The 11,899-nt window shown below is 71.3% G+C and carries 8 protein-coding genes and 1 pseudogene; 7 read left to right on the top strand and 2 right to left on the bottom strand.

All coding sequences use genetic code 11. The features are described from left to right. Window positions 1-453, top strand: a pseudogene (locus AB0K09_RS21790) (transposase); the annotation flags it as partial. On the opposite strand, the gene AB0K09_RS21785 reads toward AB0K09_RS21790, so the two are convergent. Further along, window positions 441-2,318 carry a helix-turn-helix domain-containing protein gene (locus AB0K09_RS21785; RefSeq protein WP_366067043.1) on the bottom strand — a complete coding sequence of 626 codons (1,878 nt, stop codon included), beginning with the start codon at window positions 2,316-2,318 and terminating at the stop codon, window positions 441-443. The pseudogene AB0K09_RS21790 and the gene AB0K09_RS21785 overlap by 13 nt on opposite strands. A gap of 380 nt (window positions 2,319-2,698) precedes the next feature. Here AB0K09_RS21785 and AB0K09_RS21780 point away from each other — a divergent pair, with 380 nt between their 5' ends. Together AB0K09_RS21780 and pabB are read left to right on the top strand one after the other, a co-directional pair. Continuing rightward, a complete protein-coding gene (locus AB0K09_RS21780) occupies window positions 2,699-3,439 on the top strand; it encodes a methyltransferase domain-containing protein (RefSeq protein WP_366067042.1) in 741 nt (246 codons plus the stop codon). 11 nt (window positions 3,440-3,450) lie between these two features. Continuing rightward, entirely contained in the window at window positions 3,451-5,565 is a 2,115-nt protein-coding gene (pabB, locus tag AB0K09_RS21775) for an aminodeoxychorismate synthase component I (RefSeq protein ID WP_366067041.1), read from the top strand. Between the two features lie 46 nt (window positions 5,566-5,611). On the opposite strand, the gene AB0K09_RS21770 is transcribed toward pabB, so the two are convergent. Continuing rightward, window positions 5,612-6,754 (bottom strand): transaldolase family protein, encoded by a 1,143-nt coding sequence (locus tag AB0K09_RS21770; protein ID WP_366067040.1) that lies wholly within the window; start codon window positions 6,752-6,754, stop codon window positions 5,612-5,614. 452 nt (window positions 6,755-7,206) lie between these two features. On the opposite strand from AB0K09_RS21770, the gene AB0K09_RS21765 reads away from it, so the two are divergent. The 4 genes from AB0K09_RS21765 to AB0K09_RS21750 all read left to right on the top strand — a co-directional run. Continuing rightward, on the top strand, window positions 7,207-8,382 hold the full coding sequence (locus AB0K09_RS21765; protein WP_366067039.1) for a 3-deoxy-7-phosphoheptulonate synthase: 1,176 nt from the start codon (window positions 7,207-7,209) through the stop codon (window positions 8,380-8,382). Window positions 8,383-8,464: 82 nt separating this feature from the next. Next, a complete protein-coding gene (locus tag AB0K09_RS21760) occupies window positions 8,465-9,235 on the top strand; it encodes a 2,3-dihydro-2,3-dihydroxybenzoate dehydrogenase (protein WP_366067038.1) in 771 nt (256 codons plus the stop codon). An 88-nt stretch (window positions 9,236-9,323) separates the two neighbouring features. Continuing rightward, entirely contained in the window at window positions 9,324-10,007 is a 684-nt protein-coding gene (locus AB0K09_RS21755) for an isochorismatase family protein (protein ID WP_366067037.1), read from the top strand. Window positions 10,008-10,030: 23 nt separating this feature from the next. Then, window positions 10,031-11,899, top strand: a 1,869-nt coding sequence (locus tag AB0K09_RS21750) for an anthranilate synthase family protein (RefSeq protein ID WP_366067036.1), incomplete at its 3' end; no start/stop codon positions are given.

Here is an 11,899-nt window from a genome sequence, read left to right as displayed (position 1 = left end):
CCCGCGCATCAGATCATGGGGGCGGCGCGGGACATGCGGCGTCCGGTGATGTGGCGGGATCACGGTCCGGCGCGTGCGGTGCGGACCTCGCTGACCGCGGCGGTGCGGGTGGGGCTGCCGGTGCACCGTGGTGCGGTGCCCGGGCAGCCGGTGGTGCGGCGGCGGGACATGCTGCTGCTGGGCATGGGCGAGAACGGCCGGCGCTGGCCCGGCGAGCTGTGGCTGACCGACCTGCTGAACGTGCCGCCGGCGGCGCTGGTGCGGCTGAGCAAGCTGATCCAGCGGGTCGACCGGGACTTCGCCGAGATCTCCGACGAGGTCGGCATCCGCGACTTCGCCGGCCGTTCCTTCAGCGGCTGGCACCGCCACGTCACCCTCGCCTCCGCCGCCCACGCCATCGCCGCACTCACCCGACGGGAAGAAGAAGGCAGGCGACTGGGCTACGTGTCCTGATGCTGGGGCGGGTCGTGGGTCTCCTCGTCCGCGGGCGTCTCGCGCCAGCGCAGGCTGTGCCGGACGCGGAAGACCCGCAGCGCCAGCTGGACCTCCAGCGCCCGCTCCGGCTGCTGCCACTCCGGTCCCAGGAGTTCGCTGATCCGCTCCAGTCGCCGCGCGACCGTATTGGGGTGCACATGAAGCTTCTTGGCCGCGTTGGTCGGACTGCCGCCCGCGTCGAAATACGTCTCCAGCGTCCGGGTCAGATCCGTGAACCGCTGCTGGTCGTAGTCGATCACCGGCCCTATGGCCGAGTCGACGAACCCCTCGACGTCGTGGCTGTCGGACAGCAGCACGCCCAGGAAGCCGAGCTCCCGCACGGACGCCGAGCGGCCGATCACCCCGAGGGCGGTCATGGCGTCGAGGCAGCGCACGGCCTCCCGGAAGGTGTGCTGGACGGAGGCCGGCCCCGACACCGGGCCCGCCGAGCCGACCGTCACCGGAGTGTCCAGCAGCCGGGTCAGTTCCTCGCACACGGCCCGCGCCGCGGCCCCCGGGTCCGTCCCCGGCAGCAGCAGCACGGCACAACCGTTGTGCATGCTCTTCAGCCCGCTCAGCCGGTGGGCGTAGGAGGACGCCCAGACGGCCGGCTTGCCCCGGGCGTCTCCTTCGGGGCGGGCGATCACGACGACGTGCGGTCTGCTCAGGTCGAGACCGAGCCGGCGGGCGTGCTGGTCCAGCAGCTGCGGCGGTCGCTGGGGGCCGTTGAGCAGATCGCTCAGGAAGTCGTCGCGCACCTGCCCCTCCGCGATCGCCGTACGACTGGATTCGATGAGCAGTTGCACGGCCACCACCTGGGCCACGAGCCGCAGCAGCCGGTCGTCCTCGGCCGTCCAGCCGTGCTCCGGGCTCACCAGCAGGGTGCCGAGGTTCCCCGCGCCGGCCGCGATCGGCATCGCCCACAGACCGCCGTCCAGCGGAACGGGCTCGCGCGCGGCGTGGGCGTCCATGGTGGCCAGTACCAGCGCGGACTCCTCGCCCGGGGGCACGACGCCGACGGTGGTCAGGACGGTGCCGTTGGCGGCGCACACCCGCAGCCCGGCCTTCAGCTCCTTCGACGCCTCCAGGGCGAGGGTCTCCAGGTCGCAGTCGTCCAGCACGAACTGGATCAGCCGGTTGTGCGTCTCGCTGAGCTCGCGCACGTCCCGCAGCCCGGCCTCCACCTGCGAGGTGTGCCGTTCCAGCTCCGCCACCAGGGCCGTGGTCCGGCCCAGCAGCTGGGCCCGCTCGATGGCCACGCTGGCCAGATCCCCGAGCGAGCTGAGCAGCGAGACCTCGTCCGCCGTGAAATGCCGGACGCTCCGGTCGGCGACATAGAGCGAGCCGAACGGCTCGGTGCCCCGGGTCAGCGGCACGGCCATGATGGCGTGCAGCCTCTCGGCCCGCACGACGTCGTCTATCGCGGGCGCGTGACTTATTCGTTCGTCCGACAGATAGTCGGGGGTCCACATCGGCGAGGGATTGGTGAGGACCGCCCGGCCCAGACCGCCCGCGCCCGGGATGCGAAGACCCAGATTCAAAGCGGTCGTGTGCCCGTCGGAGGCGCGTATGTGGATGAATTGGTGGTCGTCGTCCGGCATGCCGATATATGCCATGTCGGTGGCGAGCAGAAGCCGGGCCCGGCGCGCGATGACTTTCAGCAGCGAGTCCAGATCGTGCTGCGGATTCGCTAAGTCGCGCGCGGTGTCGACGAGAGCCGAGAGACCGGCCTCCCGCTGCCGGTGCCGCTCCGTCAGGGAGTGAATGGTCACCCCGAGTTCCTTGGCACGTTCCAGCGTCTCCAGGGAACTTCCGGTGACGCCATTGTGGCGGGCGTCGTTCACCAGTGCCTCGTACCGGTGCAGCGGCGCTCCCTCGACCAGAAGCCGGAGTACGGCTAATGCTCCAGACTCGGGTACGCCTTGCGCTTGCGACACGATGCCCCCCCGGGTGCCCCAGTGCGTAGCCGCACGGATTGTGCCACGGCATGTATGCCGCTGAAGCTATGCATCCCAGCGGTAGTGCGTCAACCTTGATCGAACCTTGGTCGCTCAAGGTAGGCGAGGAACTGGAACCCCGCAAGCCGCACGGTGGTGACGGGACCACCGCCGGGGTCGAGTTGAGTGTTACTGGATCACCTTCCTGGTGACGGTCTCCGTGGGCGAAAGTTGATGAACACCCGGCGCTGGGCCGGGAGTTGTCGCTGAGCCCAAGGGGGATGGGGATGCAGGAGGCACGGGACTACAGGCTCTCGCTCGAGCGCAGCCGCAAGGCTCTGATGCGGGAGGACCGCCCGTCGACATTCACGATGTACGGCCGCGAGTGGGATCTGCTGCCGGAGGTCTTCGCTCCGATCTACTCGCCCGCGACCGGAATTTCCATGGACTTCCTCGGTCTGACCGGTGAGGTGGAAGTCCCGCGCTCCGGTTCGCTGCTGGAGATCGGCTGCGGCACCGGCATCATCGCGGTCTCCGCCGCCCTGGCCGGCGCCGAGCGGGTGGTCGCCGCCGACATCAACCCCGCCGCCGTACTCAACGCGGCGGCCAACGCGGCCCGGCACGGCGTGTTCTCGCGTGTGCGCACCGAGCAGAGCGATCTCTTCTCGGGGCTCGACGAGGAAGAACGCTTCGACACCATATTCTGGCATTCCAACTACGTGCTCGCACCGGAGGATTACCGCCACCGCAGCATGCACGAACGCGCCTATGTGGACCCCGGATACGAGGCGCACCGCCGCTTCCTGGCGGAGGCGCCGAACCGGCTCGCCCCGGGCGGCTCGATACTGCTGCACTTCAGCACGCGAGGAGATCTCGTCACCCTGCTCCGGATCGCCGGCGAGGCCGACCGCCGGATACGGGTGCTGCGCAGCACGGTGGTGCGGGAAGGCCGGCACGACGTCGAGCACATGCTGCTCGAGGTCACCCCGGCGGAGGTGCCGTCGCTGCGTACGGCAGCTCTTCGATAAGGGGAATTCGCGTGCGCACTCTGCTTGTCGACAACCACGACTCGTTCATCTACAACCTCTTCCACTACCTGGCGGAGGTCAACGGCCGGGAACCCGAGGTCGTCCTCAACGACGATCCCGCGTGGCGCATCGGCCACCTCGACGCCTTCGACAACGTCGTCCTCTCCCCGGGCCCGGGGACCCCGGGCGAGGAGGAGGACTTCGGCATCTGCCGGGAGATCGTCGAGCGGGGGAGCCTGCCCCTGCTCGGGGTGTGCCTGGGGCACCAGGGGCTGGCGATGACCCACGGGGGAGTGGTGGGCCGGGCGCCGCAGCCCTACCACGGGCGTGTGTCGTCCGTGGTCCACCGGGGGACGGACCTCTTCGACGGCCTGCCCACCCCCTTCGACGTGGTGCGCTACCACTCGCTCGCCGTCCACCGGCTGCCTGACACCCTGGAGGCGACCGCCTGGACCACCGACGGCATCGTCATGGCGTTGCGCCACCGCGAACTCCCGCAGTGGGGCGTGCAGTTCCACCCCGAATCGGTGCGCAGCACCCAGGGGCACCGGCTCCTGGCCAACTTCCGGGACCTCAGCGCACGCCACGGCGCCCGCCGGCCCCGTGTGCTGCCCCTCGGCCAGGCCCTGAACCCCCCGGCCCCGGTCCCGGCCCCGACGGTCCCGGTCCCCGCGCCGGAGCGGCGGCTGCGGCTGCTGGTGGAGACCGTGCCCACCGACTGGGACGACGAGATCGCCTTCGAGCACCTGTTCCGCAAGGGCCCGCACGCCTACTGGCTCGACAGCAGCCGGCACGACGAGGGCCTGGGCCGGTTCTCCGTCATGGGCGACGCCTCCGGGCCGCTGGCCCGCGTCGCCACGGCGGACGTGTGGAGCAGCACGGTCAGCGTCCGCTCCGCGGCCGGCACCGAGGTCGTCACCGGCGAGTTCCTCGACTGGATCGACGAGGACCTGCGGGCCACCCGCACCGAGCTGCCCGAGCTGCCCTTCGACTTCGCCCTCGGCTGGGTGGGCTACCTCGGCTACGGGCTGAAGTCCGAGTGCGGTGGCGACCGGGCCCACCGCCCGGACGAGCCCGACGCCGTCATGGTCTTCGGCGACCGGGCCCTGGTCCTCGACCACGCCACCGGCACCAGTTATCTCCTCGCGCTCGCCGAGGAGGGCGCCGAGGGCCCGGCCCGTGCCTGGCTGGAGACGGCCGCGCTGCGGCTGCGGGCCGTCGCCGGCGAGGAGCCGGGCCCCGTCACCCGCCCCGACGCGCTCGGCGCCCTGCACCTGCGTCACGACCGCGCCGCGTACCTGCGGCTGATCGACGAGAGCAAGCAGGAGATAGCGGCGGGCGAGTCCTACGAGGTCTGCCTCACCAACATGGTGACCGCGCACGGCGAGCTGGACCCCTGGCAGGGCTACCGGTTCCTGCGCCGCACCAGCCCCGCCCCCTTCGGCGCGCTGCTGAGCTTCGGGGACGTCTCGGTGCTCTCCACCTCGCCCGAACGGTTCCTGAGCGTGGACCGGGAGCGCGTGGCCGAGTCCCGGCCCATCAAGGGCACCCGGCCGCGCGGCGCCACGCCCGACGAGGACGCGGCGCTCGTGGAGTCCCTGCTCACCAGCGAGAAGGACCGCGCCGAGAACCTGACCATCGTGGACCTGGTGCGCAACGACCTCGGCCGGACGGCGGAGGTGGGCTCCGTGGACGCCTCGCGGATCTTCCGCATCGAGAGCTACGCCAAGGCCCACCAGCTGGTCTCCACGGTGCGGGCGAAGCTCCGCGCCGAGGCGTCCGCGGTGGACTGCGTGCGGGCCGCCTTCCCGCCCGGCTCGATGACCGGGGCGCCGAAGACGCGCACCATGCAGATCATCGACCGGCTGGAGGACGGACCGCGCGGCGTCTACTCCGGGGCGATCGGCTACTTCTCGCTGAGCGGCGCCGCCGATCTGAGCGTGGTCATCCGCACGGCGGTGGTCACTCCGGGCCGGGTCCGGTACGGAGTGGGCGGCGCGATCATCGCGCTCTCCGACCCGCTGGAGGAGTTCGAGGAGACGGCCGTCAAGGCCGCTCCGCTGGTCGCCCTGGCCGGTGAGGAGTTCCCCGGGCGCTCCTGCGAGCGGGACGCCGTCGCCCGCTGAGGCCGCGCCGGCCGGCCGGGCCCACCGGCCCGGCCGGCTCCGGCCGTCACGACCGTCCTCGCGGTGCGCGCAATCTCTCCTCGACCGTGGACCGCAGATTCCGCCAGGAGGTGACCAGATGGTCCATGCTCTCCGCCTCCAGCTTCTTGGCCACGCCGTCGAAGGAGACGCCGATCTGCTCCAGCCGGTCCACGACCGCGCCCGCCGCCCGGTGTTCGTCCGAGAGGGTGTCGCCCTCCAGCGGGCACTGGCCGGCGGCCGCCCGGAGGGTGTCCGCCGACATGGCCGTGACGGTGCCCCAGGCGACCAGTTCCCGCAGGTAATGGGCGCCCGCCGCGGTACCGGACTCCGGTGCGGGGGCGGGCGGGAACGCGCTGATGTTCCACATCAGCCGCTGGGGCCGGGCGTGCGCGGCCGTCAGGGCGCGCCAGCGCCGGCAGCCCAGGCTCTCCTCGTACAGCCGGAACACCAGCCGGGCCGTGGCCAGGGCGGCGGTGCCGCGCAGGGCCGCGGCCCCGGGGGCGTCCAGGTCGTCCAGGCGGGCGTCGACCTCGGTGTCGATCCGGCCGACGGGCAGCGAGGCCAGCGAGGAGATGCCGGTCAGGTCGACGCCGGCGGCCAGCGCGCGCTCCAGGCCGTCGAACCAGGTGTGGACGACCTCGTCGTAGCGGCGCACGGAGAAGATCTGGGTGACGTGCACGCTGATGCCCTTGGCCAGGCAGTGCCCGATGGCGACGAGCCCCTCGTCGGTCGCGGGGATCTTGACCAGGGCGTTGGGCCGGCAGGCCGACTCGAAGAGCCGCTCGGCGGCGGCGACCGTGGCGGCCGCGTCGTGCGAGAGGGCCGGGTCGATGTCCATCGAGACCTGGCCGTCGAAGCCGCGGGTCGCCGTGTGGACGGGCATCAGCGCGTCGCAGGCGAGGCGGAGGTCGTAGGCGCACAGCGCGAGCAGCGCGGTGTCCGTGGGCACGGAGCGGTGGGCGAGGTGGGACAGCTGCTGGTGGTAGGCGGAGCCGGTGGCCATGTCGTCGGCGAGGGCGGTGATATCGGTCGTTGCGCCGCGGATGCCGCCGCCGGCGACGAGACGGTCCAGGAATTCCGAAGTGATCAGTGAACGGCCGAGTCCGTCGAGCCACGGTGAGACGCCTTCCGCGATCAGTTCGCGCAGGACTTCGTCACTGGAAATCACCGTGTGCTCTCCCATGGAAGCGATGCCCCCTCTCCGGGCCAGTCGCGGAAATACATAGGGCAGAGGCCACGACAGTAAGGCCGGAACGCGGCCGCGCCGAGAATCCGGACCGTACTCCGTCACCTCGCGTCGAACGGGTGCTCGGTGGGCAATGTGATGAAGTCCCGGACATGTGACGAAGTGCTCCCCCGGACATGGCGGAATCTCCGCCCCCGAACCGACGATCGATAACCCCGCAGTCGGCCGGCACACCTCGAACAAACCCGGAACAAACCACAGATCACACAACCGGAGAAGTGTCGAACGGGTCTCGTCGGACTGCGTCGGACCGAAACCCGAAGGGAGTTTGAAGCCTTACCCATCTGCCGTGGTTCAACCCTGTTTGAGAGCAGTCCATTAACGAAGCCCCGTGGGGCCGTTGCACTCACGTCAGTTCGCTATGGGAGACATCTGTGAACAATGCTCTGCTCGACGCCCGTCTCAAACCTGCCCTGCAGCAGCCCGATTGGGGCGACGCTGCCCCGCAGGTGCTTCGGGTCCGGGAGGAACTCGCCACGCGCCCCGCACTCGTGAGGGCCGGAGACGTGCGCACGCTGCGCGCCCATCTCGCCCAGGTCGCCCGGGGCGAGTCCCAGGTGGTACAGGCCGGTGACTGCGCCGAGGACCCCGCGGAGTCCACCGCGGGCTACGTGGCCCGCAAGGCCGGGCTGCTGGACGTCCTCGCCGGTGTGATGAAGATGATCACGCACAAGCCGGTGGTCCGCGCGGGCCGCATGGCCGGCCAGTACGCCAAGCCGCGTTCCAACCCGACCGAGCGTGTCGCCGGAATCGAACTCCCCGTCTACCGCGGCCACATGGTCAACGACCCCGAGCCGCACCCGGACCGCCGCCGGCCCGACCCGCGCCGGCTGCTGGCGGGCTACCACGCCGCCAGCGAGGTCATGACGCACCTCGGCTGGGCCAACCCCTCCCGGCGGTCGGGCATCTGCCCGCCGGTGTGGACCAGCCACGAGGCGCTGCTGCTCGACTACGAACTGCCCCTGGTCCGGCGGGACGAGGAGGGCCGCTCCTGGCTCACCTCCACCCACTGGCCCTGGATCGGCGAGCGCACCCGCCAGGTGGACGGCGCTCATGTCGCGCTGCTCGCCGAGGTCGACAACCCGGTGGCCTGCAAGGTCGGGCCCAAGATGGACATCGACGAGCTGCTCGCCCTGTGCGAGACGCTCGACCCCGACCGGGAGCAGGGCCGGCTGACCCTGATCGCCCGGATGGGGGCGGAAGCGGTCGCCGACCGGCTGCCTCCGCTGGTGGCGGCCGTGAAGGCCGCCGGGCACCCCGTCATCTGGCTGACCGACCCGATGCACGGCAACACGGTCACCGCTCCCGACGGGCTCAAGACCCGGCTGCTGGACACCGTCATCCGCGAGGTCCGCGACTTCCAGTGCGCGGTCCGCACGGCAGGCGGCGTGGCGGGCGGTCTCCACCTGGAGACCACCCCCGAGGACGTCACCGAGTGCGTCAAGGACGAGTCCGGCCTCGGCCACGTCGGCGACAAGTACACCAGCTTCTGCGACCCCCGGCTCAACCCCCAGCAGGCCATCGCCGTGGTCTCCGCCTGGCAGGGCTGAACCGCGGCGTCGACCCGCAGCCGGAACCGACAATCGCCGGCGCACCCTATCGCCGCCGGCGCGTAGGGAGGTCCAGACAATCATGGAGAACAAGGTTGCCCTTGTCACCGGGGCGGCGGGCGGTATCGGCGCGGCCGTCGCCCGTTCGCTGGGTGAGAGGGGCGCGCTGGTGGCGGCCGTGGACCGGGACGCCGACCTGCTGCAGGAGACCGTCGAGAAGCTGGCCGCCGACGGCCTCGCCGTCGAGGGCTTCGCCTGCGACGTCACCAGCGGTCGTCAGGTCATCGACACGGTCGCCGAGATCGAGGCCCGGCTGGGCCCCGTGGAGTACCTGGTCAACTCGGCGGGTGTGCTGAGGGTGGGCGAGGTGGCGGACTTCACCTGTGAGGACTGGACCGCGATCTTCGCGGTCAATGTCAACGGGGTCTTCCATCTCTCCCGGGCCGTCGTCCAGCACATGATCCCCCGCAAGCGCGGGGCGATCGTCACCGTGGCGTCCAACGCCGCGGGCACCCCCCGCCAGGCGATGGCGGCCTACGCGGCCTCCAAGGCCGCGGCGTCCATGTTCACCAAGACCCTCGGTCTGGAGGTCGCCAAGCACGGTATCCGGGCCAACGTCGTGGCACCGGGGTCCACCGACACCCCGATGCTCAGCTCCATGTGGAACGACGACATCAATGAGAAGACCACCATCGAGGGCAACCCGGGGTCGTACAAGGTGGGCATCCCGCTCGCCAAGATCGCTACGCCCAAGGATGTCGCCGACGCGGTGGCCTTCCTCCTCTCCGACCAGGCCGCGCACATCACGCTGCACGTCCTGACGGTCGACGGCGGGGCCACGCTCGGCGTGTAACCGCCCCTTCCTGTCCACAGATCGTCCCGCCCGGGACAGGCCCGGTGGCGGCTGTTCGAACCACCCAGTCACAAGGAGAGAAACCACCATGGCAGGCATCCCTCCCATCGAGCCCTACCCGATGCCGGCAGCGGGCGACCTGCCCGGGAACACCGCCCAGTGGACCGTCGATCCCCGCCGCGCGGTACTGCTCGTCCACGACATGCAGCGCTACTTCCTCAAGCCCATCCCCGCCGTCGGCCCGGGGGACGAGCTGGTACGGAACGCCGCGCTGCTGCGTGACAACAGCACCGCGCTGGGCATGCCCGTGGCGTACACCGCCCAGCCGGGCGGGATGACCGAGGAACAGCGCGGCCTGCTCAAGGACTTCTGGGGCCCGGGCATGCGGGTGGACCCCGCCGACCGCCAGGTCGTCGAGCCGCTCGCCCCGGCCCCGGGAGACTGGGTCTTCACCAAGTGGCGCTACAGCGCCTTCTTCCGCTCCGACCTGCTCGCGCGGATGCGCGCGGCCGGCCGCGACCAGCTCGTCATCTGCGGCGTCTACGCGCACGTCGGCGTCCTGATGACCGCCGTCGAGGCCTACACCAACGACATCCAGCCGTTCCTCGTCGCCGACGCGGTCGCCGACTTCTCCGAGGCGTACCACCGGCTGGCCCTGACCTACGCGGCCGAGCGCTGCGCGGTCGTCGCCACCACCCAGGACATTCTCGCCCAACTCCAGGAGAGCGGACGCGAGTCCGCCGCTCCGACCATCGACGGGGCCGCCGCATGAGCGCCGCCCGGAAAGGACCGGCCATGACCGACGACCTGCTGGCACGGGTGCTGGGCCCGCGGCCGCCCGCCTTCGCCCTGCTCCACCGACCCGAGACCACCGGCCCCGGCGCCCTCGACGTCGTCGTCGGCGAGATCGCCACGCCCGGCACCCTCGCGGAGATCCCGCTGCCCGCGGACGACGGCACCACTGCCGCCACGCCGGGCGCCCGGCACGAGGTGCTGGCGATCGTGCCCTACCGGCAGATCGCCGAGCGCGGCTTCCACGGCGCCGACGACGGCGCCCCGCTGATCGCCATGACGGTGACGGACCAGAGCACCCTCCCGGTCTCCGAGGTGCTCACGCGCATCCCGGACACGCCCATCGCGCTGACCGGCGGGCACTTCGACGTCGACGACGACGCCTATGCCGAAACGGTTCGCCGCGTCATCGCCGACGAGATCGGCACGGGCGAGGGCGCCAACTTCGTCATCAAGCGCTCCTTCGTCGCCGACATCAGCGACTACACCACGGCCCACGCGCTGACGTTCTTCCGCCGGCTGATGGAACGCGAGTCCGGCGCCTACTGGACCTTCATCGTCCACACCGGCGACCGCACCTTCGTCGGCGCGACACCCGAGCGGCACATCAGCGTCCGCGGGGGCACCGCCGTGATGAACCCCATCAGCGGCACCTACCGCTACCCCGCCTCGGGGCCCAGCCTGCCCGAGGTCATGGACTTCCTCGCCGACCGCAAGGAAGCCGACGAGCTCTACATGGTCGTCGACGAAGAGCTCAAGATGATGGCCCGTATCTGCGAGACGGGCGGCCGCGTCGTCGGCCCCTACCTCAAGGAGATGGCGCGCCTCGCGCACACCGAGTACTTCATCGAGGGCACCACCGACCGCGACCCGCGCGAGATCCTGCGCGAGACGATGTTCGCGCCCACCGTCACCGGCAGCCCGCTGGAGAGCGCCGCCCGCGTGATCGGCAAGTACGAGCCCCAGGGCCGCGGCTACTACAGCGGTGTCATCGCGCTGATCGGCCGCGACGCGCGCGGCGAGCAGACCCTGGACTCCTCCATCCTCATCCGCACCGCCGACATCGACGGCTCCGGCACGGTGAGCATCGGCGTCGGCGCCACGCTCGTCCGCCACTCCGACCCCGCCTCCGAGGTCGCCGAGACCCGCGCCAAGGCGGCCGGGCTGATCGCGGCCCTGGAATCGGGCGGCAGCACCCGGTTCGGCGGCCACCCCAGCGTGCGCGCGGCGCTGGAGCAGCGCAACGACACCATCGCCGGCTTCTGGCTCGCCCAGGACACCGAGCGGGCGCGCACCGAGCCGGTGCTGGCCGGCCGCCGGGTGCTGGTCGTCGACGCCGAGGACACCTTCACCTCGATGATCGACCACCAGCTGCGCGCCATGGGCCTGACCGTGACCGTGCGCCGCTTCGACGAGCCGTACGACTTCGAGGGCTACGACCTGGTCGTCATGGGCCCCGGCCCCGGCGACCCCCGCGAGGGCGACCACCCCAAGATCGCCCATCTGCACGGGGCGGTGCGCACCCTGCTCGCCGAGCGCCGGCCGTTCCTCGCGGTCTGCCTCAGCCACCAGGTGCTCAGCCTCCAGCTCGGCTTCGAGCTCGCCCGCCGCGAGGTGCCCAACCAGGGCGTGCAGAAGGAGATCGACCTCTTCGGCTCCCGCGAACGCGTCGGCTTCTACAACACGTTCGCGGCGCGCAGCGCGGACGACAAGGCCGAGTGCGAGGGCGTCGGCGTGGTCGAGGTCAGCCGCGACCCGCTGACCGGCGAGGTGCACGCCCTGCGCGGCCCCCACTTCGCCTCCATGCAGTTCCACGCGGAGTCCGTGCTCACCCAGGACGGCCCGCGCATCGTCGGCGGCCTGCTCGCCGCC

This window comes from Streptomyces sp. NPDC049577 (assembly GCF_040675635.1).
Taxonomy (GTDB): Bacteria; Actinomycetota; Actinomycetes; order Streptomycetales; family Streptomycetaceae; genus Streptomyces.
The sequence above is the reverse complement of the archived record's forward strand: the minus strand, read 5'-3'. Positions and strand labels throughout refer to the sequence as shown.